Genomic DNA, 24,343 nt, shown 5'->3' on the forward strand with positions numbered 1-24,343 from the left:
GAGAGGGGGATGCGTGGGGTGAAGGCAGCCACACGCGAAGTGTGCGCTGTTGCCCGGGACCTAAGCAGGAATGGACGCGGGCCCTCAAGCTGAGAACCTGGATGCAACGGTTGTTCTGGGCATGAAGGCTTGCGCACGAGCCTCTACGCGCTCATGCAATTCACGACGTGCACTTGCGTCCGTGCACAACGTGCGGCACTCCCCGCTTCTGGCGCAAAGCCGACACCGGCCCTTCAGGGCAGGAGGCTCGTCGCGAGGCGGTGGCCATGCTCCCGCGCGCGCTCCATCCAGGAGCTGGCCCGCGGGAGATCCTCGCGGTTCGTAGGCGGGGGTGACCATGGCTCGGAAGCTTCTCACGGCGGCTGAGTGTCGGCTGTGTGTCGATCGCGTCGTACCCATCGAACTGAAGCGGGAGGCCGCGGCGCGCGCCATCGAGGTGAACCCAGAGAACGATCCGGCGCCCGTGCTGGCCCGGGTGAAGCGCGCGGGCTCTTCGTGGCATCCGCTCAAGCTGGCGCTCGAGACGGGCAAACGCTGGAAGCCTGGGCAGACGCTGCGCATCCGGTTCCTCGACGGCAGCCCGACGCAGCGCCGGCGCGTCGTGGAGATGGCGGACCAGTGGATGCAGTTCGCGAACATCCGGTTCGACTGGAAGGGCGGTCCGGGTGCGGAGATCCGCGTCTCGTTTTCGGCCGATGCGGGCTCGTGGTCCGCCGTGGGCACGGACTGCCTCATCACGCGGTACTTCCCGAAGAACGAGCCGACCATGAACTTCGGCTGGCTCGAGGACGACACGGACGACGTCGAGTACCGCCGCGTCGTCGTGCACGAGTTCGGTCACGCGCTCGGCTGCATCCATGAGCACCAGAACCCGAAGGGCGGCATCCAGTGGAACGTGCCCGCGGTCATCGCGGCCTTCAGCGGCCCGCCCAACAACTGGTCCGAGGAGGAGATCCGCTTCAACGTCATCGACAAGTACTCGCTCGATCAGCTCAACGCGACGCGGTTCGACCAGAACTCCATCATGCTCTACGGCTTCCCGAAGGAGCTCATCAAGGGGCCGCCGTCGCTGCTGCGCAGCGGAACGCCGAGCAACACGCGGTTGTCGGCCCGGGACAAGTCCTTCATCCGGAAGATGTACCGGCCCACGAACGGCAAGGCACACCGGGCCGCCGGGCGGTGGACCGCCGTGTCCCAGCACGGCCCGATGATGTAGCGGGCCCGGTGGCTCCGGCGCAGGCCGCCCGGAAACACGGGCGGTCCTCCGCCGCGCATCAGCGCCGGCACAGGAAGATGTCGTCGAAGGCGCCGTCTCCGAGGGGCCGCTTCAGGGGCTCGACGCGGAAGCCGGCCTGGGTGAGCACGCGATCCCAGGTGTCCCGGGTGAAGAGCCCCTCGACGTGCCGGTCGTGGACGGCCTGGACGGTGTCCCCGTCGCGCAGCAGGAACGCGAAGTCGACCTGGTAGGTGCTGTCCTCGGGGTGGGGATCCCACGTCCACATGAGGCCGCGCATCGAGCGGCCTCCGCGGTCCTCCTCCAGCGTCTCCGTGGTGTCCTGGAAGGTCTCCCGCAGGGTGTCCGGCGCGAAGATGGCGGCGCCGCCGGGCCGCGTGTGCTCGAACGCCGTCCGGGCCGCGGCGAGCAGGTCCTCCTCCGTCAGCATGTAGCAGATGGCGTCGTGGACCAGCACCGCGTCGAACGTCCGGCCCAGGCGCAGGGTGCGCATGTCTCCGAGGACGTGCTCGCAGTCCGGGTTCTGCTCGCGGCTGAGCTGCTGCATGCCCGGGGAGAGGTCCGTGAGTGTGCAGGTGAAGCGGCGCTTCAGGTGCAGCGCGGTGTTTCCGGCGCCCGCTCCGAGCTCCAGCAACGTTTGCGGCCGCGGGGAGATGATGTGCTCGAACGCCGACTGGAAGCAGACGGCCTCGTCTTCATGGTCCTCGGGAGGGTCGACCAGGGAGTACCAGGGCACCAGCTCGCTGTAGAGGAGAGGTTGCATGGGACGGGGTTCTAGCACCCACCCGTTCCGTCCCGCCGGGAGCCGGCCGCCGTGGAATGAACCTTCATTCCGCCGCCGCGTCAGGGAACGCGCGGTGGGCCGTCACGCGCTCCTGTTCGGGCGACGGACACCCGGCGAAGGAGCGCATGCGAATGGCGAGGTCCCGGAAGCGGCTCCTCAAGGGGGATGCGGTAGGGCTGGCGAAGCTCGAATGCGCCTTGAGGGGCGAAGACCCCGACATGGTCCCCCACGTGGCCGCCGATAAACTCGCCAGGTACCGTGAGGGGCTGAGACTGCTGACCCGAATCCTCTCATCGCCGGGAGACCCCACGCTTCGCGAGGCCGCCGTCTACGGATTCGTGTTCGCACACCTTGCTCCAGAGCACCTCGTGCTCCTGCGGCGCATCTACGCGAATCCGCACGAGGCACCGGGCGTCCGCTCACAGGCCGCGGAGGCGCTGGGCTCTCACTACTCGAACTACCGGCACATCTGGCAGCGCCGCTACCGCCGTGTCATCGATTTGCTGGTACGCGGGCTCGATGACCCAGAGCCCGCGATCCGGTTCTGGTCCATCTACGCGCTGGCCGGACACAAGGACCCGAGGATCCGTCCCAAGCTTCAGGCCATCGCGGAGAACGACACCGCGACCGTTCCCAGGATGTGGTCACTCCGGCAGGAGGCGCTCTGGGCCCTCGACTGGGGGACGGACCTCGTCCTTCGCGATCCCCAGTCATTCTGAGCAGGGGCCCGCCCATCTCCCTTCACGCTCAGGGAGACGGGCTGGCCCGGCCCTCCCGGGCGTGATGCCGAGCATCCGGTTCCCAAGGAGGGCCGTCCCCGGATGGGGGGCGGGTTTCCCTCGGCCGAGGAGGCTCGCCGCGTCCGGCGGATGATTCCGTGCTGGGGCACGGAGTCATCCGCCTGGATGCAACCGGGTGTCTCAAGAGTCCGGCGCGGTACAGGCGATCGCCCGTTCAGGCCACGACTCCGTGCTTGGGGCGCGGAGTCGTCCACTCTGGACTCAACAATGAGCGAGTGGGGCGGCGCCTACTCGCAATTGTATTGGATATACACTTTGGGGGAGGGGACCGCGTTGCAACTCGAGCCGAGCGTCGAGCATGGCTGACCCTCCGGGTTGGCGGAGGCGCACCTTTGAGGCGGGCAGGAGCCGTTGCAATACAAAACCCCGCAGAGTTCGTCGCAGAACCCCTCGTTGCCGTTTGTATCCCTGCGCCATGTTCCACCGACGGTGACGCATGCTCCATTGCTGCACGTCTGTCCTGAGGAACAGGTCTGGACCAGGGTGTCGGTGGATCCACACGTGCCGCCGCTGACGCAACCGGTGCCGGTGGTCCTCCGGACGGTATTGCCGCTGCAGTAGGTCGTGCTCGCGGTGGAGCATGTCTGGACAAATGAATCCGAGGAACCACAAGCCCCACCACTGCAGCCGGTGCCCGTGCTCCTGCGGATATCGTTGCCGCTGCAGTAGGTGCTGCTCGCGGTGGAGCACGTCTGGACAAGTTGCTGGGCGGACACGCAGGAGCCACTGAGGCAGCCGCTGTTGACCGTTCTGTAGACGGTATTGCCGCTGCAGTAGGAGCTGCCGACACCCGTTTGACACGTCTCGACAAGTTGCTGGGCGGACACGCAGGAGCCACTGAGGCAGCCGCTGTTGACCGTTCTGTAGACGGTATTGCCGCTGCAGTAGGAGCTGCCGACACCCGTTTGACACGTCTCGACAAGTTGCTGGGCGGACACGCAGGAGCCACTGAGGCAGCCGCTGTTGACCGTTCTGTAGACGGTATTGCCGCTGCAGTAGGAACTGCCGACACCCGTCTGACACGTCTGGACGAAGTTGTCGCTGGAGTCACAGGAGCCACCGCTGCAGCCGGTGCCCGTGCTCCTGCGGACATCGTTGCCACTGCAATAGGTGCTGCTCGAGGTGGAGCACGTCTGGATGATGGTGTCGCTGGAGCCACAGGAGCCGCCGCTGCAGCCGGTGCCCGTGCTCCTGCGGACGGTGTTGCCACTGCAATAGGTGCTGCTCGAGGTGGAGCACGATTCGATGAGTTGCTGGGTGGACCCGCAGGCGCCGTTGATGCAGCCCTGGTAGACGGTCTGGTAGGCGCCGTTGCCGCTGCAGTAGGCCCCGCTGGTCCCCGTCTGACAGGTCTGGACGGCGGTGTCGGTGGAGGTACAGGCGCCGCCGCTGCACGTTCCGGTGCCGGTGGTTCTGCGGACGACGTCACCGCTGCAGTAGGTGGTGCTCGCGGTGGAGCAGCTCAGGGGCGCGCCACCGCATGAACCGGCGCCATTGCAGACGTCGCCCGTGGTGCAGCTGTCGCTATCATTGCAGCTCGTCCCCGAGGCCTTCGGCACGTAGCTGCACGTCCCGTTGGAGCAGGTGCCCGCCGCCTGGTAGCACTGGCTGGGCGGGCTGTTGCAGCTCAGCGCCGCGCCGCCGCACGTACCGGCTCCGTTGCAGACGTCGCCCGTGGTGCACGCGTTGCCGTCATTGCAGCTCGTCCCCGAGGACTTCGGTGCGTAGCTGCACGTCCCGTTGGAGCAGGTGCCCGCCGCCTGGTGGCACTGGCTGGGCGGGCTGTTGCAGCTCAGCGCCGCGCCGCCGCACGTGCCCGCGCCGTTGCACACGTCGCCCGTGGTGCAGCTGTTGCCATCGTCGCAGCTCGCCCCCGAAGCCTTCGGGACATAGCTGCACGTCCCGTTGGAGCAGGTGCCCGCCGCCTGGTAGCACTGGCTGGGCGGGCTGTTGCAGCTCAGCGCTGCGCCACCACACGTCCCGGCGCCGTTGCACACGTCGCCCGTGGTGCAGCTGTTTCCATCGTCGCAGAGGGTCCCCGCGCTCTTGGGCGGATAGGTGCACGCGCCGTTGCTATACGTGCCCGGGGAGTCATGGCAGGCGTCCGGAGGCGTCGTACAGGCCGGCACTCCCGCGCAGACTCCCGCCCCGCTGCACACGTCGTGGAGGGTTCCTCCGTTGCCATCGTCACACGCGGTGCCCGCGGCCTTCGGAGCGTAGCTGCACGCACCTTCGCTGCACGTGCCCGCTGCCTCGAAGCACTGCCCGGGCGGGCTGGTGCAGCTCACCGGCGTCCCCGCGCACCCACCAGCCCCGTTGCACGTCTCCTCCACCGTGCACGCGTCGCCATCATCACACGCCGCGCCCGACGCCTTGTACGCGTAGGAGCATGCCCCTTCGTCGCCGCACGTGCCCGCCGCCTCATAGCACTGCCCGGGCGGGCTGCCGCATTGGGTGGCGCTTCCCGTGCACACGCCCGCGCCGTTGCACGCGTCCTCACCGGTGCACGCATCCCCGTCATCACAGCTGACGCCCGAAGCCTTTGGCGCGTAGCTGCACACCCCGTTGCCGCACGTCCCGGTTGCCTCGTAGCAAGGCCCCGGGGAGCTGTCGCAGCTCACCCCCGCGCACGCGTCATACACATACGTCTCCGCCGTCTTCAGGCTCGCGCCGCTGACGCCGATTCCGCCCACCACCAGCACCTTCCCCCGCCCCTCCAGCGGCACCGCCACGTGCACGTACCGCGCGCTCCCCATCGCGGTCGTCGCACTCCACAGCCGGGTGTCCGGGGCATACACCTCCGCACTGCCCAGCGCGTTCGTCGCCGCGCTGCCGTACATGCCTCCGGCCACCAGCACCTGTCCCGAGCTCAGCAGCACCGCCGTGTGCAACTCGCGCGCGGTGCCCAGCGCACCCGGCGCGCTCCACAGGCCCGTGCTCGGGTCGTATTCCTCCGCCGTCGCCACCAGCCCGGTGCTGCTATTGCGCCCGCCCACCACCAGCACCTTGCCGGAAGGCAGCAGCGTCGCCGTGTGGTTGTGGCGCGCGGTCGACAGGCTTCCCGTCGCCATCCACGTATTGCTGGAGGGCGTGTACAGCTCCGCGCTCGTCAGGCTGGTGCTCGCTCTTCCGCCCACCACCAGCACCTGGCCCGAGGGCAGCAGCGTCGCCGTATGGTTGCGTCGCGGCATCGCCAGACTCGCCCCCGCGCTCCATGTACCGGAGGCCGGGTCATACACATCCACCTTGCCTTGCGGTCCCGAACCGTTTCCGCCGCCCGCCACCAGCACCCGCCCCGAGGGCAGCAGCGTCGCCGTCAGGGAGTCTCGTGCCACCCCGGTGGCGAAGCTGCCAGCGGAAGTCCAGGCATTGGAGGCCGGGTCGTAGAGGGCCGTGGAAGCCAGACGGCCCGTCGCGTTCTCGCCGCCCGCCACCAGCACCTTGCCCGAGGGCAGCAGCGTCGCGGTGAGGACCTGCCGGGGCTCCGGCATGGGGCCCGCGGCCGTCCAGGTGCCCGTGCCCGGGTCGTAAAGGGCCGCGGAGGACAGGTACCCGCCAGCGTTGTACCCACCCGCGACCAGCACCTTGCCTGAGCTCAGCGCCACCGCCGCGTGGTACTTGCGCGCCTCCGCCATGTCGGCCGTGGCATTCCACCCCTCCACGAGAGGGGACGCGTTGCGAGTCAGCGTCTTCTCTTCGGGCGGCTTGCTACAGCCGACGACAACACAGAAAAAACCCAACAGCAGAGCCCGGCCGGCTCTCATTGCTTGCATGACATCCCCATGAATGGAGGCTGTCTCCACGCCCCCCGTTGACTGGCCTTCGAAGGCCAGGGTGCCTCACTTGGCGTGAAGAATACAATCGCACTGCTGATCATCCGGACGTATGAGCTCATACGCTAATCCCACCCGCAGACTGGGGTTTTGGGTGACTCATGCGAGTCAAGATTCAGTCGCCCGGGCTGACGACTTGCGTCAAGCTGTTGCATGGCCAAGCGCCGCGCCCTGTGCGCCTTCCCGGGTTTTGTGGACTCCCGAGATGAGGTGACCGAAGGATGTCCACGACGATTAGCAAGCAGCAGTATGCGGACCTCTCCGCGGGTGTCATTGGCTGCCCTGCCGAGGAGTTGGTGAACTCTGGAGAGATGAACTCGTATGGCCTTGGCGAGATGGTGGCTCCCTGGAACGCTGGGCGGTCTCAAGCGGTGAACGCACCACGTGGGTGCTCACCATGGCACCCTGCTTGACGGCACTGGGTGCGAGGCAGTGGGAAAGCAGCAAGGCTGACAGGTGAGGACAGGCTGGAGATTCGTCGGCGTGTCATCGCTGGCGAGAACTTTGAGCAAGCGGCGCTGGCCATCGGCTGCTCGAAGAAATCCATTCAGCGGCTCCTGGTGAAGACGGGCGGAGTCGCGCCGCGCGCGCGCCCGCGCTCGCCCTTGCGCCTATCGCTGCAGGAGCGCGAGGAAGTCTCGCGCGGCGTACATGCGGGCGAGTCGATGCGCGCCATCGCGCGTCGTTTGGGACGCTCCGCGTCCACCGTGTCGCGCGACGTGGCCGCGACGGGTGGCAGGAGGAAGTACCGGGCGTGGCGTGCCGAGGAAGGCGCTGAGCGCAGGGCGCGTCGTCCCAAGCACCGCAAACTCGCCGAAAGCAGCCCGCTGAGGGACGAGGTGGAGCAGTGCCTGGCACGGCGCTGGAGCCCCCAGCAGATTGCCGCCAGACTGCGCTCGGACTTCCCCGAGCAGCCCCACATGCGCGTGTCTCACGAAACCATTTACCGCTCGCTCTTCGTGCAGGCACGAGGCGCGCTCCGCAAAGAGCTCGCCGCCTGCCTGCGTACAGGCCGGACCCAGCGCCGGCCCAGCAAGCGCAACGACATGGGCGGCCAGCTGCGCGACAGGGTGATGCTCAGCCAGTGGCCACCGGAAGCTGAGGACCGCGCCGTCGCGGGCCACTGGGAGGGCGACCTCGTCATCGGCAAGGCAGGCAAGTCCGCTGTCGGCACCCTCGTGGAGCGCCACAGCCGCTATGTGATGTTGCTCGAGCTGCCGCACGGCCGGACGGCAGAGCGCGTCCGCGAGGCGCTGACAGCGCAGATTCAGCGGCTGCCCGAACACCTGCGCCGCTCGCTGACGTGGGACCAGGGCAAGGAGATGGCCGAGCACGCACGCTTCACCATCGACACCCAGGTACAAGTCTACTTCTGCGACCCGCACAGCCCCTGGCAGCGCGGCAGCAATGAAAACACCAACGGGCTGCTGCGCCAATACTTCCCAAAGGGCGTGGACCTGAGCGCCCTCTCTGGCAAGCAACTCGACGCCATCGCGCATGAACTCAACGGGCGCCCGCGGCAAACACTTGCATGGCGAACGCCTGCCGAAGTATTCGCGTCAGCTGTTGCGACGACCGTTTGAGGCCGCCCGGCGTCCCGGCGTCATCGCCGGAGGAGGAGGGGCAGCCACCCAGGACCAGGGAGGCTGCGAGCAACAGCCAACGGGAGGGAAGGGCCATGGAATGCAAAGCCATAACCAATCTACGTCTGTATTTTCCAGGGCCCCCGGAAAGTACTTGCCCCAGGCAACCATCTGTTAAATCGACCGAGGCGTCGGGTGAGCCTGACTTGGGGGTCGTTTGACGCGATCGCCGAGGCTTGATCTTCTCTGGGGATGAGCGCAGGGCCGCCCACCCCGGAGAAGCTGCGGCGTGCCAGCGCGGGCGCGGTTCAGCGCACCTCGATGTGATGTGCGCCGTGCGGCATGGGGACGCGCCCGAGGTTCTTCAGCGTGGCGTTACTGTGTCGCGACGTGACGCCCATCCGGCGATGAAGACGCGCGTGTTCGTCGATTTCTTGAGCGAGCCGGCTTCATCCGGCGCTCGCTCCGTGGCGGGCCATGCGGGCAACGACGAGATGGTGGAAGGGCCGGATGACGTTGAAGTACACGGGTCCGGCCCAGTTCCGGTAATGCACCAGCGTCACCACGTGGAAGCGCCGACGGGGGCCTTCCGCGGGCTCCACCACCACCGCCAGCGTGGCCTCCAGGTGCGTGTCCTTGGCCGACACCACCCACACGTGCTCTTCCTCGGCATGGCGCACGGTGAAGAATGAGGCCGCGCTGCCCGGCGTCATCGGAATGTCCACGGGCCGCGACAGGCGCTGCTGGGGGATGCCGTGCTGCCGCATCCCGAGCAGCCGCACGAACACGGCGCGAACCCGGTACAGCGCGCTCACCCACACGGGCTGGTAGGACATGAGGCCTGCCAGGAACTGGCGCAACGTGGCCTGGGATTCCACCGTTTTCACGTCCACGTGGTCCGCACCCTGTGCGAAGGGGCGCAGAACGTCCGGCAGCGACCTGCTCGTCACCCGCATGTGGAGCCTCCCATTGTCCATCCGATACGCTACCGTATCGCGATACGGTAGCGTATCGAGGTGCTGGAAGCCCGGGCCTCCAGACTGGATTGGACGATGAGCCGCACTACTTCCCGAGTTCCCGAACCGGCGTCCTTCCGGAGCATCGAGGACATCCGCAGGGCCCCTCGGGAGGCCGGGTTGTCGGCGGAGGATTGGGCGGATGCCGCGCTGTGGAGCCTGGAGAATGGCGTGGATTCGCTGTCCGTGGAGCGGCTGGCGCGCAGCCTGGGGGTGACGAAGGGCGGCTTCTACTGGCACTACAAGGATCGGTCGGACGTGCTCCAGGCCGCGCTCTCACGGTGGGAGGAATGGGCGACCACCCGGGTCATTCAGCGCCTGGAGGCGTTGCCGGACCCCAGGGCGCGCTTGCGCCAGCTGCTGGAGCTGACCTTCGAGCAGGGCGCGCATGGAAGAATCGAGGTCGCCCTGGTCGCTGGTGCTTCTTCGGACCCTCGCATCCAGCCGGTGCTTGCGCGGGTGTCCCAGCTGCGCATCGACTACGTCACCAGGCTCTACAGGGCGCTGGGGCTGCCGGCGCGTGATGCTCGCAGGTGGGCGCTCCAGGCGTACTCCACCTATGTGGGCCTGCTGCACCTGTCCATCGCCAGCCCTGAGTCGCTGGGCACGAGCCGTGCCCGGACCGAGTATGTGCAGCATGTCGTGCGGACGCTCATTCCGGTGAGAGGGGCGCCTCACTTTCCTGCCGGGCGATGACGTGAAGCGGCACACCGCGTGTGCGGATGAGACAGCCAGCGCCGTCCAGAAGGGCCTGCCAAAGCTGCGGGTCGTTCCACTGGCTCATGGGCTCCGTCTCGCTCTCTACCCCGGGCACACGCCGCTCAGCGCGTCCGCGGCACCCACGCGCCATGAAACCCGGCGGGCACCCGGCGCGGCAGGTGAACGGTCGCGACGGGCTCCGCGTCGATCTCGCGTGCGTCGAGAATCACGAGGTCGCTGGAGTCCGTCGCCGCACGATAGACCATCACCATCAGCCAGCCGTCGTCCTCGTCGACGCCTCCCGGGCACGGCACGAACACAGGCTCGCTGTTCTGGTCGCCGGGCGGCAGCGCGTAGCGCTTCGTCGCGCCTCGCTCGTGATCGAAGCGGACCACGCCGCGCATTTCGACGGGGGTCGGCTGCTCGGTCGCATACAGGTAACGGTAGGGGCGCCCCGTCCGGCCCTCGTTGATGCGCGGCAGCTCGATCCCGCCGTCGCTGAGCGGCCCTTCGTCGACCCGGCCGCTCGCCGTGTCGATCACATAGCGCCACAGCATGCCAACGGGGTTGTCGGCGAACCTGCCCGTGCTCGCGTCGAGCCGCAAGAACCACGGATAGCGGACCGCATCGAGCACGACGCATGCTTCGTCGCGGTCATACGCGTTGACGACGTGCTGGATGAAGCAAGGCTCGATGCCGAACCAGCGCACGTTTCCGCCGTACCGTGGGATCACGCCGATGCGCGCCTGCCGGTCATCGTGCCAGCGCAGCGGCATCCGGTGGCCCTGCTTCAGCAGCGAGAAGTCGTACCCGACGTTCAGGTCGAGCAGCAGGCTGCGGGTCGCGGTGATCGCGAGGTCGTGCATCATCGACGGCGCCGGCACGTCGACAACGACGTCGGCGCGCTGCACACCCTGCGCGTCCGCGACACCGTAGCGCAGCCACGGCGCGCGCCAGTCCGCGCGAAACGCGATGAGCTCGCCCGTCAGCGGATCGACCTTCGGATGCGCGGTCATCCCGCCGGCAACCCCGGCGTGCCGTCGGGGCGCGCCGAGCGAATCGAGCTCGGCCGTGATCGCGAACGGCGCCGCACCCTCCGCCAGCGCCAGCAATTCGCCCGCATGCAGCAACACGTTCACGTTCGGATTGGTGTCGGGCAGGTGCGGCGCCTGAGCGGGCGAGTACACGTCGGCCCAGCGGCGCGTGCGCGCCCAGCGGTTCCGGTAGCTGGCCGCGCGGCCATCCTCGAACGCGATCGCGTGCAGCATCGCTGCTTCCGGCCACCACGACAGCACGCCGTTGCCCTCGAAGCGGCCGCGCAGTGGGTTCGGACCGTTGCGCAGCAGTGTTCCGTCGAGCTCGCGCGGGATGACTCCGGTGACGGACAGGTCGACGAGGTCGACCTCGTCGGCGACCGGAGCAACCGCGCCGCGGTTCAGATCGAATGCAGTCATGACGCCATTTCTACCCGGGTATAAATGCCACGTCAATATTGCCCGGGTAAAACAGGGCCCGCAAACGGGGCAGCGGCGAGGCAGGAGCGCACGCCGCAACTGGATGGGGCCGGGCTGCTCAAGCAGGAGCTTCGCGTTGGGCGTGTTCGCTTGCGTACAGAGTACGGCGGAGCCGCAAGGGTGAAACTTCAATTTTGTCTCTTGATTGGAACTGGAGGTTTTTCGGTTTTCCAGTTAGTTCCCGGTGGAGATGAACATCGCCAGTCACTCTCCCCGTGAGCGGCAGGAGCCGTCCGCGTCGGTCCATGCGACGGAGCCCGAACCCGTCGACGCGATCCTCCGACGTGACCCGTTGGGCGCATACGCAGACATGGACGAGGGCACCCGTGCCCGCTACCAGACCGCCTGTCAGGAGTTGGCTTCCGGGTCGAGACAGACACCCGAGTCCGTCGCACGCGCCGCCGTAGCGTGGAGCGCGGAGAGGGGGGGCAACGATTCGCGTGACCGTCACGTTGGAGATGCGTTGCTCTCTCGTGGCAGGCCGGAGTTCGAGGTCCATCTGGGGTGTGCGGTGCCCGCGCGTACCCGCCTGACCAGGGTCCTGGTTCGTCACGCGGCACCCCTCTATGTCGCGGTTGTCTGTCTTTTGACCCTGCTGACGCTGCTGGGGCTGGAGCGCGCGCTGGCCGCGTCCGGGCTCGACGCCGCGGACCGATGGCCTCTGGTCGTCCTGCTCCTGCTGCCGTGCCTGGAGCTCTTGCAGGGGGGCGTCGACGCTGTCTTCACGCGGTGTTTCAGGGAGCCGCCACCGATGCCCAGGATGGACCCGGAGCGGGTCTTGTCCAAGGAGACACGGACGCTGGTCGTCACGCCCCTGCTGGTGGCGAGCCTGGACGACATCGAAACCCAGCTCCGGAGGCTGGAGCGCAACTTCCAGGGCAATGTCTCCCCGGAGCTCTTCTTCGCGTTGCTGACAGACTTCCCTGACGCCAGTCAGAAGGAGCTCCCCGAGGAGGCGGCAATGCTGCTCCGCCTGGAGGACGGGATCCGGCTGCTCAACGCGCGGCACTGCCCCCAGGACGCGCCGCGCTTCTTCCTGCTTCATCGCGAACGGCGGTGGAATCCCGTGGCGCGCTGTTGGATGGGGTGGGAGCGCAAGCGGGGCAAGCTGGAGGAGCTCAACCGGCTGGTGCTCGGGGCGGACGACACGAGCTACGTGGGGCCCGTACCGGGCGTCATTCGGACCGTCCGGTATGTCATTACCCTGGATGCCGACACGCACCTGCTCCCAGGCTCCGCGGCGCGGTTGGTCTCCGTCCTCCACCACCCCCTGAACCAGGCCCGGTTCGACGGTGACAGTCAGCGCGTGGTGTCCGGGTATTCGATGCTCCAGCCCGGGCTGCGAGGAGAGCTCACGCGGTCGGCATGGCTTGCGATGCAAGGCGTGAAGACGTCCCTCTTCCGGCGCAAGACACGCGAACGCACCAGCTTGAGTCAACGCGCTTTTGGCATCGACGAGTTCGTCGGCAAGGGCATCTACGACGTGGCGGCCTTCGCCCGGAGCCTGGAAGGGCGCATCCCCGAGAATGCCGTCCTGAGTCACGACAAGCTGGAGGGCATGTTCTCGCGGGTCGCGCACGTTCCCGAGATCCAGATGTTCGAGGGACGCGTCACGGACATCGCCGGGACCGCGCGCATCTGGCACCGCTGGACCCGAGGAGACTGGCAGTTGTTGCCCTGGCTGCTGCCATGGGTGCCCACGCGCGGCGGCCGGTGGGTCGTCAATCCGTTGAGCGTGATCGACCGGTGGCGGATCTTCACGGACATGCGCCGCAGCCTGAGCGCTCCATGGGCACTGCTCGTGGTGACCTACGGATGGTTGTGGACGCCGGGGAGCACTGATGCGTGGGCCTGGACGCTGGGCGTGGCGGGGTGGTTCTGTCGCCGTCCCGTCCTCGGTTCGCTCATGTTCGTCGCGTGGACCGTCTGGCGGCTTCCCCCTCCGCGTCACGTTCCGCGGTTCCTGCTATCCACTGCCTACGGCACGCTGCTGGATGCCTTGATGGAGCTGGCGGTACTGCTCCCACTGGCGGGAGTAATGATGGACGCCATCGCTCGCGCGCTCTATCGGATGGGGGTGGATCGCGCGCGCATCCTGGATTGGACGACGCATTCCCAGGCGAACCAGAAGCTCCGCGCCATCTCGTCCATGATGCTTCCGGAGTTCTGGCGCGCCGCACTGCTGGCGCTGGTCATCGCGGGGGCGCTCGCCGTCATGAACCCGGGTTCGCTGCCCTGGGCGTCGCCCATGCTCGTCGCCTGGGTTCCCCTGCTCGTCTTCGCGCGGAAGGAACGGGCGGCCCCGCCTCTGGAGGAAGGGCAGGGGGCTCCCGCGGAGTTGGCGCGGCGCTGCTGGACGCTCTACGCGCGGGCGTGCGACAGCCGCGATGCGGACGCGAAGCCCACCGCCGTGGATGCGGCACTGGGGCTCGTGGCTCCCTTGTGCGCGCACCACCTGGGCTGTCTGGAGTCAGCGGCCCTGTTGTCGAGGCTCGACGAGGCGCTTGGCGCGGTCGAGCGGCTCGAACGATTCAGGGGACATCCCCTCACCGGAGGCGGGCTCCGAGGACTGTCCACCTCGGAGAGCGGCATGCTGGCCTCCGCGCTCATCGTCCTCGAGAGCGCCCTGGAGGGCATGCGCCGCGCGGGCGGGACCTCCGCTTCCATCCAGGCATGTGAGGCCCGCGCGCGGGCGCTGCGTGAAGGCATGGACTTCGCATTCCTTCACGACGCGTCGAGCGGCCTTCTCCACGAGGGCCATGACGTGGGGTCGGGGACGCCAGCCCCGCGGCTCCAGGCGGCCTTCGACGACGCGGGACTCCTGGCGAGCTTCGTCGCCATCGCGGAAGGGCAGTTGCCCCTCCGCCATTGGCAACGGCTGCTGGAGTCGCACCTGGAGACGCGGGGGGCTGGGACGCCGGATGCCCATGCGGCGGTCGAGCAGCTGGCTCCGTCCGTGTTCCTCTGGTTTCCTCCCGCCACGCTGCTGGAGGACGCGGCGCGCCCCGCGGTGGAGACCGCGTCCCGGCCCGAGGCCTCCCTGCACCTCCAGGCACTCGCGCTCCGGTTCAATCCGGGCAGTCCCGTCGACGGTCTCCAGGCGCTGCTGGAGGCGGAGTCCCTTGCGTCCCCCCGGTCGCTGGGACTGACCCTGCTGGCCCTGACCAACCTGGCGTGTGACGACATCCTGATCCAACACTTCCACCGGCACTGGCGGATCGCGTGGATCGACGTCCTTGTCTATGAGACGAAGGAAGCACCATGACAGTCATTGGCACGGCGCGGACGCAATCGAACGACAACGTCCAGGAGGGGCGGTTGGCTTCGCTCCGAAACATCCTGCCGGTGCTCCGCATGGTGTGGGAGTCGGGCCCGAGGACGGTGGTCGCCCACCTCGTGCTCCGGACGCTGGCGGCGTTGATCCCCCTGGCGGTCCTCGTCGTCGCCCGGTGGATCGTCGATGGCGTCGTGGCCAACGCCAGCGCGGGGCTCGGGATGACGAGCCGGCTCTGGGGATTTGTCGCGCTGGAGTTCGGGCTGGCGGTCCTGGGCGCCGTCCTCTCCAGGGGGATCGACTACGTAGGCGTGGTGCTGCGTGAGAACTACGTGCGGCAGGTGAGCTTGCGGTTGATGGCGCAGGCTTCGCGGCTGGACCTCGCGACCTACGAGGACCCGGCGTTCCATGACCGCCTGGAGCGGGCCCGGGCCCAGGCCACGGACCGGCTGGTGATGGTCGCCGCGATCTCCCGCTTCCTGCAGCTGGGGCTGACGACCGTGAGCCTGTGCGTGGGCATCGTGGTCTTCTCCCCGTGGATCCTGCTGAACATCGTGGTCTGCCTCGTGCCCGCGGCACTGGGCGAGGCGTACTTCGGGGCGCGAGTGTATGCGCTGAACTTCCGGCACACGCCCAAGCGGCGTGAGCTCGACTACTTGAGACAGCTTGGCGCGAGCAGGGAGAGCGCGAAGGAGCTCAAGATCTTCGGCTTGAGCTCCTTCCTGATGAGCCGCTACGAGAGCGTGTCGGGAGAGCTCCGGGACGAGGTCGTGAAGCTGTCGCGACGCGCGCTCGCGGGCCTGTCCCTGCTCTCGGTGGTCAGCTCACTCGGCTACTACGGCGCCTATGCCTTCGTCGTCTACCAGGCCGCGCGCGGGTCCCTGAGCGTGGGGGAGCTCACGTTCCTCGCGGGGGCCATCGCGGGAGCAAACCGGACGCTCCAGGAGTTCTCCGTGACGGGTGCGGGCATCGCGGACCAGGCGCTCTACATCCGCGACATGCTGGCGTTCTTCGCGCTCCAGCCGTCCATCCGCTCGTCGACGAACGCGGTCCCGGTCCCCAAACCCATCCGCAAGGGATTGGAGTTCCGCGATGTGACCTTCACGTATCCCGGCAGACCCGAGCCTGTCCTCCGGGGTGTGAGCTTCCACATGGCTCCGGGGGAGCGCATCGCGCTCATCGGGGAGAACGGGCAGGGGAAGACGACCATCGTGAAGCTGATGATGCGGCTCTACGAGCCGAGCTCGGGGCAGATCCTGCTCGATGGCGTCGACCTGCGGGACTACCGGCTGGAGGACCTGTGGCACGAGGTCGGTGTCATCTTCCAGGACTTCGCGCGCTACGAGATGACGGCCCATCACAACATCGCGGTGGGCCGTATCGAGCAGCACGAGGATCCGGCGCGCATCCTGGAGGCCGCGCGCAAGAGCCAGGCCGACGCGGTGATCGACCGGTTGCCGGGCCGGTACGCGCAGATGCTGGGACGCCGCTTCGACGGCGGACTCGACCTGTCCGGAGGCGAGTGGCAGCGGATCGCGCTCGCCCGGGCGTACCTGCGCGACGCGCAGATCCTCGTCCTGGACGAACCGACCGCGGCGCTCGATGCCCGTGCGGAGCTGGACGTCTTCAACCGGTTCGGTGAGCTGTCGAGCGGGAAGATGGCGCTGCTCATCTCGCACCGGTTCTCGACGGTCAAGATGGCGGACCGCATCCTCGTCCTGGAGAACGGGAAGGTCGTCGAGGAGGGCCCCCACGAGCAGTTGGTCGCCGTCGGGGGGCGCTACGCGACGATGTACGAGCTACAGGCCTCCCGGTACCGCTGAGCGCCTTCGCCGCGGATGGCACGGCAACATGGCGGAGTGACATCGGGGACAACTCGGCGTGACGGAGGCGTCATCGCGCACGGAGTTCTGGAGTGATGTTGAAAACATCCAGCAGCCCGGGGCAGAAGGCGCGCGCGGCGGCCCGAAAAGCGCGCTTCCCGTGCCAGGGCCGCCGCTCACCGGGAGAGGGTATGTTTCGCACGTTGTTGACCGTCACGCTGGCGCTGACCCTGGGCTGCGCCACGCAGGAGGAGCCCACGCCGGCTCCCACCGCGCCCCCGGCCCTCGCAGGGGCCGAGTCCGCGCCGTTGAAGGAGAAGGTGTCGCAGCTCAACGCCCGGCTGCGCCGGGGCGAGAAGGCGGGACTGACGCCACTGTTGCGTGAGCGCGCCGAGGCGCTGGGCTCACTGATGGACGTGGATGCGGGCGCCGCGCTGGCGCTGGCGCTTCCCGAGTCCGTGCGCGCGAACCTCGCCCGGAAGCAGCCGGACGCGGCGCCGCTGCTGGAGGCGCGCGGGGACTTCGAGGGGGAGTTGGAGGTGCTCGTCGCGGACAACCCGGCGCGGACGGAGGCGCGCACGGAGCACTTCCTGCGCGTGAAGGGCGAGCGGCTCCAGGTGCGCTTCTCGAATACTCCATCCGGGGATTTGCGCAGCGGCCTGCGCGTGCGCGTGCGGGGCCTGAAGCTGGCCGCGCGGCTGGCTGCGGAGGACACGCAGGTGGTGCCGGTGCGTCAGGCGCTCTCCGCCACGTCCGCGTGCCGCACCACGGGGGACCAGCGCTCGCTGGTCATCCTCGCCACCTTCCCGGGGCAGCCGCAGACGCTCACCGCGGAGCAGGTGCGCGAGGTGTTCTTCTCCACCACGCAGCGCTCGCTGACGCGCTACTGGCAGGAGGTGTCCCAGGGCCGCACCAGCGCCAGCGGCGACGTGGTGGGCTGGTACACGCTGAACCGGGGTTACTCGTGCGCCGAGTCGGACGCCATGCGCGTGGCCGCCATCGCCGCGGCCGACGCGGACGTGGACTTCCGGCAGTATGACCGCATCTTCATCGTCCACCCGGAGGCGACGGACACCAACTGCTCCTACGGCGGCCTGGGCACGCTGGCGTGCTACACGCAGCAGACGCAGGACGGCTCCATCACCGCCTCCACCGCGTGGCTGCGCGCCGAGTACATGAGCCCCAATGACCTGGGCGTGGAGTTGGTGACGCACGAGGGTGGCCACAGTCTCACCCTGCACCACGGCAGCGCGCGCGACTTCGGGGCGGAGGCCCTGGGCCCCGTGGGCTCGCGGGGCACGCTCACCGAGTACGGCGACAAGTTCACCTCCATGGGCGACTGGAACCTGGGCCACTACGCGGCGCCGCACAAGGTGCGCGCCGGTTGGTTGGAGCCGAGCTCGGTGGCCACGGTGGACGGCACGGACGGCACCTTCACGCTGTCCCCGCTGTCCGCGCCCATGGGCAGTGGCCTGCAGGCGCTGAAGGTGCGCCGTGGCTTCTACGGCGACGGCTGGCTGTGGCTGGAGGCCCGCCGGCAGGTGGGCGACTACGACGTCAGCTTCTTCCCCTCACAGGTGTACGACGGCGCGTTGGTGCACTACGAGGACACGTACACGGGCAGCTACACGCACCTGCTGGACTTCACGCCGGAGACGTCCGCGTGGTGGGATCCGGCCTTCCTGCCCGGCACGTGGGCGGACCCGTACACCAACCTGCGCCTGTCGGTGGACGCCGCCACGCCCGCGGGCATCACGGTGAGCGTCCACTATGAGCCCGTGCCGTGCGTGCGCGCGCCGCCGACGGTGACGTTCGACACCTGGTACGAGTACGCCGCGCCGGGCTGGCAGGTGGACAGCGGCCTCTCCATCACCAACAACGACACGGTGGGCTGCCCTACCTCCACCTTCGCGCTCTCCACGTCGATGCCAGCGGGCTGGCCGACCACGAACCTCCCCGCCAGCATCACCCTGGAGCCCGGCAATCAGCGCTCCCTCTACTTCACCAAGGAGGTGCCGCAGGGCACGCAGTACGCCACGTACACGGTGGATGTCACCGTCGCGCGTGACGGCGCGAGCATCACCGCGGAGGACATACTGGATGTGATTGCGCCGTGCCAGCAGGCGCCCCTCGAGGTGCGCTTCGACCGGGCCTCGCAGACGGTGAGCGCCGGGGACACGGCTGCCTTTGGCGTCACCCTCGTCAACCACGACTCGCGCGCGTGCGGGTGGTGGTACTTCGAGCCCGCGTCCACGCTGCCCGCGGGCTGGGCCACGGACTATGACCAGTATGGCTTCGACATCGAGCCCGGCGGTTCGTTCGAGTTCACGATGTACAAGACGGTGCCCACGGACGCGCAGGGAACCTACGCCGTGGACCTCCAGATTCTGCGGGACGGCTATGTGGTGGAGACCACCGCCACGGCCTCCGTCACGGTGAATCCCTGCGTGCGCTCGGCGCCGACGCTCAGCGCGCTGCCGTCGACGGTGGACGTGGTGCCGGGAGGGACGGGAAGCTACACGCTGTCAGTCACCAACCACGATGCGGCGACGTGTGGAGCTTCCACGTTCACGCTGGCGCTGGATTCGGACCCGTGGGGCTCGGTGTTCTCCACGCCGTCGCTCACGGTGGCGCCCGGGGCCACGGCCACCGCGACGCTGACGGTCACCGCGCCTTCGAACGCGGGCGCGGGCAGCCGTTCCTTCGAGCTGGGCGTGCTGCGTGACGGGGTATCCGTTGGTGGCGCGCAGTTGGAGGCGCGCGTGGTGTGCGTGCCCCGTGTGCCGTCGGTGGACTTCACGCCGGCCTCGGCCACCGTGGAGGCGGGCAAGCCGCTAACCGTGACGATGGCGGTGACGAACAACGACAGTACGGCGTGCGCCGCGAGCAGCTTCTCGCTGGGCGCCTCGGCACCGTCGGGCTGGACGTCGAGCCTGTCGCAGATGGCGCTCTCGCTGGCTCGTGGCGCGAGCGGACAGGTGACGCTCACCGTGACTCCTCCGCAGACGGTGTCCGGTCGCTTCACGGTGAGCGGGACGGCTTCGCACCCGGGCGCGAGCGCGGCGCTGGGCAGCTTCACGGTGGACGTCACCCCGCTGCCGCTGAAGGCCACGCTGTCGGTGCCGGCGCTCAGCTACAGGCGCAACGGTCTGGTGCTCGTCACGACCCTCGTGACGCGAGGAACAGGCTCCGCGCAGGCAAGCGTGCGATTCAGTCTGCTCCGTCCGGATGGCCTCATGGACGCGCTCACCGTGTCCACGGATGCCAAGGGCAAGGCAGGATGGAGCTACGTGGCGCGCGTGCCCGGTGCGCACGCCGTCACCGCCACCGCCACGGCGGGCACGGAGACGGTCACCAGCAACACGGTGGGCTTCACCGTGCAGTGACGCGCCGGGTGTCCGTGTGGCGGGCCGCTGCACGTTCCCGGGTTGAGCGTGAAGCAGGAAGCCGGGCTCCTGGGTTTGGAGCCCGGCCGATGGCTCGACCCCGGTCGGTCTGGCCGTCGTAGGAGTTGATCGACAGCCGGGGCTGCGCCGTCTGGGTGGGGTCGCTCGGCGTCCACTTCGCGTTGGCCATCAGCCGCAGCTCTCCCACCGCCGGAACCGACGAACCCTCCTTCGCCTCCGCACGGACGACCCGTGTGCGCATGACCCTGGCACTGTTCATCGTCAGCCGGACAGGAGTGCCAGAGAGGACGGGAGACAGCTCGTCGCTGGACCGGACCCGCGACGTAGCCACCACGCTGGCGCACGCCAGCAGCAGCACCCGCGACGCCCAGTAACGCGCCGGAGTGGGGATTCGCTCGTGCACGGCAGGCTCGATACCACACACACGAACAGCGCGAAGCGCGTCTCAGCCGCGGAGGCGGTCCGCCAGGTCCTGCGCCAGGCCACACAGCGCACAGGAAAGGCAGCATTGCGTCCACCACCGGCAGCCGCGGCGTGGAGGCATTGAAATCGCCACGGATGACGAACACACCGTGGCGCTGCAGTCGGACGGTAGCGTCTGGGCCTGGGGCTGGAACGACTACGGCCCGCCGGGCGACGTGACGACGAGGAACCGCTCTACGCCGGTGAAGGTGCAGGGCTTTTAGCTCCGGGCCTCAAGCCCACCGCCGTCCCGGGAAAGACGCCCCCGCGGCTCAGTAGGTCATCCGCGTCGGAACCCTGATCGGAAAGGCCGTCCCCACGCCCAACTGGTCATTCTCGTTGTACCCCCACCCCCAGACCTCATTCCCCGGCAGAAGCGCGAAGCTGGAGTGGCGCCTGGCAAGAATGGCCTTGGCACCTGTCAGGCCTGGCACCTTTCCGGGGGAGTCGCGGATGGTGGGGAGGCTTGTCCCGTCCCCGTGTTGACTGTAGGCATTCCAGCCCCAGCTCCACAGGGTGCCGTCTGCCTTCAATGCAAGACTGTGCAGCTCCCCCGCGGAGACCGAGGTCACCCCCGTCAGCGACAGCACCTTCACGGGCAGAGTCCTCGGTTGTTTCGTTCCATCCCCGAGCTGGCCATAGAAGTTCTCTCCCCAGGCCCAGACGGTGCCGTCCCTCTTGAGGGCCAGGCTGTGAAAGAGACTGGTGGAGACCGCCTGGATGTCCGACAGGCCGGTGACCTGCACGGGGACGAGGCGGTTTGTATTCGTCCCGTCACCCAGTTGGCCGTCCGCGTTATTGCCCCAGGCCCACACGGTGCCGTCCTGCTTCAAGGCCAGGGAGTGGTGGTAACCTGCGGCGATGGCCGTGATGCCCGTCAGCCCTTGGACCTGCACGGGAGCGTTGCGGTCGGTGACGGTGGTCCCGTCACCCAGTTGTCCGCTCTTGTTGTAGCCCCAGGCCCACACGGTGCCGTCCTGCTTCAACACCAGGGTATGCTCATAGGTGGAGTCAAAGGCGGCGACGTTGCCGACCCCCTGGAGCCGTACCGGAGTGAGGCGGCTCGTATAGGTGCCGTCACCCAGCTGGCCCGAGTTATTGGTGCCCCAGACCCACAAGCTGCCGTCCGCCTTCAGCGCAAGGCCATGGACACGGCCCGCGGCGATGGCCACGACCCCCGACAGGTCCTGCACCTTCACGGGGGTGGTCCGGTTGGTCGTCGTCCCATCCCCGAGCTGGCCGTACTGGTTGTTACCCCAGGCGGAGACGGTGCCGTCCTGCTTCAGGGAAAGGGTGAAGCCGTAGCCAGAAGCCAGCGTCGCCGCGAAGGGCACGGCGCAGCTGGCCCCGCCTTGCAGGTTGAAGGTCCTGACGGTGGACAGACCCAACGCGTTGGTGACCGTCACCTGCACGCCCGGCGTCATCCCGGCCGGCACGCAGGCCGACGCCGTCCAGAGGACTTCGCTCGTCGCCGCGCCTGTGCTGGCGGTCCCCAGCGTGCCCACGTTCGCGGTCCAGGCGAAGGTGAGCGCACTGCCCTGCGCGTCCTGGGCCTTCACCCGGAAGGCGACGGGGCTGCCCGCCGCGGGCACGGCGGTGTGGGACTGGAAGGTCTCCACCACGTCGGGAGGAAAGCGCACCGACGTCGGCGTCCCCACGCAGAGGCTCAGCGTTCCCGTCGTCTGCCCACCCCGGTCGTCCGTCACCGCCACGCTCAGCGCGCAGCTCGCGCACGGGATGCCCGCGGGAGGCTGGGCGGTGGGGGTGAAGCTGGCGCTCGCCGTGTTCGCATTGGCCCACGTCCCCAGGCACGAGGAAGTCCACTGATAGCGGAGGCTGTCCCCATCCGCGTCGCTGGCACTGGCCGTGACGGTGGTGGACTCGCCCACCGCGACCGAAGTGCGCGTCGCCATGATTCCGCTCACCTGCGGCCAGGTGTTGAAGGAGCCGTTGACCACGGCGCCGCCCGTTGCGCTTCTCACGGTCACCGTGGCGTCCAGGGTCGCGCTGGCCCCCTTCGAATCCGTCACCTTCAAGGTGAGCACCGCCGGTCCCAGCGTCGCGGGGGCCGTCCAGGTCGTGGAGAGGCTCGACGCCGCGCTGAAGCTGCCAGACGCGGCCGTCCAGGCGACCGTGAGCGTGTCCCCGACGTTGGGGTCCTCCGCGGCGGCCTGCAGCGTCACGACCTCGCCCGGAAAGACCATGCTGGGACTCGCCACCAACGACGTGATGACGGGAGCCGCGTTGTCAAAGGGAACGGGGGCATCCACCTGTTGCAACACCAGCGTCACCGCCGTCACCTGCCCCGCGGTGATGGTGATGCCGGTCACCTGGCCCGCGTAACGCAAGACATTGGACGCATCGAAGCCCTGGGCCGCGAAGGTGCGGCCGGTGCCCGCGACCAGGTTCTGGACCTCTCCGCCCCATTGCGGGCCTGTCTTCACCAGCGCCTGGGTGCGCAAGGCCATCCCGGGCCCGCTGACCGTCAACTCCACCCGCGCGACGTCGCCTGCACCCAACGCCTGCGGCAGTGACACCACGGCCCGCGCGCTTCCCGTGGCTTCCTCCGAGCCGCACCCGGTCAGCGCCATGACAAGGCTGACGGCCAGGACCCAGAGCCTGCTGCTCCCCACTCGCTGCATGGACGTTCCCCAAACGGATGACGGCGTTGGCCTTTTCCGGAGTCATCCCCACGCCCGCGCGCAGGCATCCTGGAAAGGTGCGCCGCCACTGTACGCAAATACCGGGCCGGGAGGGAGTCCCTTTCGCCGCTGTCAGGCCTTCTATTCGCCCCATGCGTCGCGCTGGAGAGAGGCGGTCCGCTATTGACTCTTGTGGCCAGGGACCTGGGGCGGGTGTGAGTGTTCAGTCGATGGCGCTGATGGCTTGGGACGTCTGTCATTGGGCCAGGGGGTGGCGTCTGCTGCCGGGCGTGCCTGGCTTCGCGCAGACACGTCCCACGCACCCCAGGAGTGCAGATGAACGCGCTGAGGAAGTCCCTGAACGCTGTCGCCGTCATCTTCGCGATGGTCCCCGCCGCCGCGTTTGCCTATCCGCCGCAGTGCTATGACATCTGCTACATGTTCGACTGCACCGGATCTTGTTTCGTGAGGACAATCCCCACCACCTGTGAGGCGTGGGGCGGGTATTGCTCCTCGCCCGCGCAGCCTTCGCAGGAGACTGCATCCGTCTCCTCGGAGCAGGCCCAGTGGTCCGAGGACACCGCGCCAGTCTGCGACGCCGCCCATCCGGAAGTGGAGCAGGCCCCGGCCGCCGAGAGCTGAGCGGTCTTGAACACCCGCGAGGCCCGGTGTCGTGTCCGGGGCTCGCGGTTCAGTGCGGCACTCCGCTGTTCATCCGATGCTCCCTCGTCAGCCCCTGCGCATGTCGAGGTGCGGGATGCCGTCCTCGTCGTAGATGTCGCTCACGGCCACGAAGCCGAAGCCCTCGTAGAAGCGCTGCAGGTAGGCCTGCGCCCCGATGCGCACGGGCGCGCCCGGAAAGCGCTCGGCGAGGAAGTGCAGGCCGCGCTCGACCAGGTCGTGGCCCTGCCGCTGCCCGCGCAGCGCCGGCGCGGTGACGACGCGGCCGAGGCTCGCCTCGGGGAACTTGAGGCCGGGCGGCAGAGCGCGCAGGTAGGCGCCCAACTGCCCCGTGCCCGGGACGCCCGCGAGCAGGTGGAAGCACTCGGCGTCCAGGCCGTCCGCATCGAGATAGAGGCTCTTCTGCTCCACCACGAAGACTTCGGAGCGCAGCGCGAGCATCCGGTACAGCTCCTCGAGCGTGAGCTCGCTGAATCGCTTCCACTGCCAGTCGAGAGAAGAGGGGGCCATGGTGCTGAAGCATCCCCTCATCTGAATCAGATAAGTCCGAAGGCCTCTCGGAAGACAGCGTGCTCGCGGACGAGTTGCCCG

General features: G+C 68.4%; 16 protein-coding genes. 9 read left to right on the forward strand and 7 right to left on the reverse strand.

Going from position 1 to position 24,343, the window contains the following annotated elements:
* Nucleotides 1-337 precede the first annotated feature (337 nt).
* Nucleotides 338-1,216 carry a M12 family metallopeptidase gene (locus GTZ93_RS36890; protein ID WP_120581346.1) on the forward strand — a complete coding sequence of 293 codons (879 nt, stop codon included), beginning with the start codon at nucleotides 338-340 and terminating at the stop codon, nucleotides 1,214-1,216.
* Nucleotides 1,217-1,274: 58 nt separating this feature from the next.
* On the opposite strand, the gene GTZ93_RS36895 is transcribed toward GTZ93_RS36890, so the two are convergent.
* The gene (locus GTZ93_RS36895) at nucleotides 1,275-1,997 is read right to left on the reverse strand and encodes a class I SAM-dependent methyltransferase (RefSeq protein ID WP_120581345.1); all 723 of its coding nucleotides are present in this window, start codon (nucleotides 1,995-1,997) and stop codon (nucleotides 1,275-1,277) included.
* A 152-nt stretch (nucleotides 1,998-2,149) separates the two neighbouring features.
* On the opposite strand from GTZ93_RS36895, the gene GTZ93_RS36900 reads away from it, so the two are divergent.
* Nucleotides 2,150-2,737 (forward strand): HEAT repeat domain-containing protein, encoded by a 588-nt coding sequence (locus GTZ93_RS36900; protein WP_161663284.1) that lies wholly within the window; start codon nucleotides 2,150-2,152, stop codon nucleotides 2,735-2,737.
* Nucleotides 2,738-3,045: 308 nt separating this feature from the next.
* On the opposite strand, the gene GTZ93_RS36905 is transcribed toward GTZ93_RS36900, so the two are convergent.
* Nucleotides 3,046-6,453 (reverse strand): Kelch repeat-containing protein, encoded by a 3,408-nt coding sequence (locus GTZ93_RS36905; protein WP_161663285.1) that lies wholly within the window; start codon nucleotides 6,451-6,453, stop codon nucleotides 3,046-3,048.
* Between the two features lie 620 nt (nucleotides 6,454-7,073).
* Here GTZ93_RS36905 and GTZ93_RS36910 point away from each other — a divergent pair.
* Complete coding sequence (locus GTZ93_RS36910; RefSeq protein ID WP_257979223.1) at nucleotides 7,074-8,234, forward strand: IS30 family transposase; 1,161 nt, start codon at nucleotides 7,074-7,076, stop codon at nucleotides 8,232-8,234.
* A gap of 449 nt (nucleotides 8,235-8,683) precedes the next feature.
* Here the strand turns inward: GTZ93_RS36910 and GTZ93_RS36915 are convergent, their stop codons facing one another.
* Nucleotides 8,684-9,190 carry a DUF2867 domain-containing protein gene (locus GTZ93_RS36915; protein ID WP_161663286.1) on the reverse strand — a complete coding sequence of 169 codons (507 nt, stop codon included), beginning with the start codon at nucleotides 9,188-9,190 and terminating at the stop codon, nucleotides 8,684-8,686.
* A 96-nt stretch (nucleotides 9,191-9,286) separates the two neighbouring features.
* On the opposite strand from GTZ93_RS36915, the gene GTZ93_RS36920 reads away from it, so the two are divergent.
* Nucleotides 9,287-9,946 (forward strand): TetR/AcrR family transcriptional regulator, encoded by a 660-nt coding sequence (locus GTZ93_RS36920; protein ID WP_257979224.1) that lies wholly within the window; start codon nucleotides 9,287-9,289, stop codon nucleotides 9,944-9,946.
* A gap of 125 nt (nucleotides 9,947-10,071) precedes the next feature.
* Here GTZ93_RS36920 and GTZ93_RS36925 read toward each other — a convergent pair whose 3' ends face one another.
* Nucleotides 10,072-11,403, reverse strand: a complete 1,332-nt coding sequence (locus GTZ93_RS36925) for a carotenoid oxygenase family protein (RefSeq protein ID WP_139919071.1) — start codon at nucleotides 11,401-11,403, stop codon at nucleotides 10,072-10,074.
* A 646-nt stretch (nucleotides 11,404-12,049) separates the two neighbouring features.
* Here GTZ93_RS36925 and GTZ93_RS36930 point away from each other — a divergent pair.
* The 3 genes from GTZ93_RS36930 to GTZ93_RS36940 all read left to right on the forward strand — a co-directional run bounded on the left by GTZ93_RS36930 (nucleotide 12,050) and on the right by GTZ93_RS36940 (nucleotide 19,946).
* The gene (locus GTZ93_RS36930) at nucleotides 12,050-14,728 is read left to right on the forward strand and encodes a hypothetical protein (protein ID WP_139919072.1); all 2,679 of its coding nucleotides are present in this window, start codon (nucleotides 12,050-12,052) and stop codon (nucleotides 14,726-14,728) included.
* A 53-nt stretch (nucleotides 14,729-14,781) separates the two neighbouring features.
* Nucleotides 14,782-16,560 (forward strand): ABC transporter ATP-binding protein, encoded by a 1,779-nt coding sequence (locus GTZ93_RS36935; RefSeq protein WP_219629077.1) that lies wholly within the window; start codon nucleotides 14,782-14,784, stop codon nucleotides 16,558-16,560.
* 191 nt (nucleotides 16,561-16,751) lie between these two features.
* The gene (locus tag GTZ93_RS36940; protein ID WP_139919074.1) at nucleotides 16,752-19,946 is read left to right on the forward strand and encodes an NEW3 domain-containing protein; all 3,195 of its coding nucleotides are present in this window, start codon (nucleotides 16,752-16,754) and stop codon (nucleotides 19,944-19,946) included.
* Here the strand turns inward: GTZ93_RS36940 and GTZ93_RS36945 are convergent.
* Nucleotides 19,933-20,370: a hypothetical protein gene (locus tag GTZ93_RS36945; protein ID WP_139919075.1), complete on the reverse strand. Its 438-nt coding sequence runs from the start codon at nucleotides 20,368-20,370 to the stop codon at nucleotides 19,933-19,935. The genes GTZ93_RS36940 and GTZ93_RS36945 overlap by 14 nt on opposite strands.
* Here GTZ93_RS36945 and GTZ93_RS43340 point away from each other — a divergent pair.
* On the forward strand, nucleotides 20,351-20,653 hold the full coding sequence (locus GTZ93_RS43340; protein WP_139919076.1) for a hypothetical protein: 303 nt from the start codon (nucleotides 20,351-20,353) through the stop codon (nucleotides 20,651-20,653). The genes GTZ93_RS36945 and GTZ93_RS43340 overlap by 20 nt on opposite strands.
* A gap of 48 nt (nucleotides 20,654-20,701) precedes the next feature.
* Here the strand turns inward: GTZ93_RS43340 and GTZ93_RS36955 are convergent, their stop codons facing one another.
* Nucleotides 20,702-23,071, reverse strand: a complete 2,370-nt coding sequence (locus GTZ93_RS36955) for an RCC1 domain-containing protein (RefSeq protein WP_139919077.1) — start codon at nucleotides 23,069-23,071, stop codon at nucleotides 20,702-20,704.
* 336 nt (nucleotides 23,072-23,407) lie between these two features.
* Here GTZ93_RS36955 and GTZ93_RS36960 point away from each other — a divergent pair, with 336 nt between their 5' ends.
* Entirely contained in the window at nucleotides 23,408-23,713 is a 306-nt protein-coding gene (locus GTZ93_RS36960) for a hypothetical protein (protein WP_139919078.1), read from the forward strand.
* A gap of 87 nt (nucleotides 23,714-23,800) precedes the next feature.
* Here the strand turns inward: GTZ93_RS36960 and GTZ93_RS36965 are convergent, their stop codons facing one another.
* Nucleotides 23,801-24,262, reverse strand: a complete 462-nt coding sequence (locus GTZ93_RS36965) for a GNAT family N-acetyltransferase (protein ID WP_139919079.1) — start codon at nucleotides 24,260-24,262, stop codon at nucleotides 23,801-23,803.
* Nucleotides 24,263-24,343: the final 81 nt, after the last annotated feature.

It is taken from the genome of Corallococcus exiguus (assembly GCF_009909105.1).
GTDB lineage: Bacteria > Myxococcota > Myxococcia > Myxococcales > Myxococcaceae > Corallococcus > Corallococcus exiguus.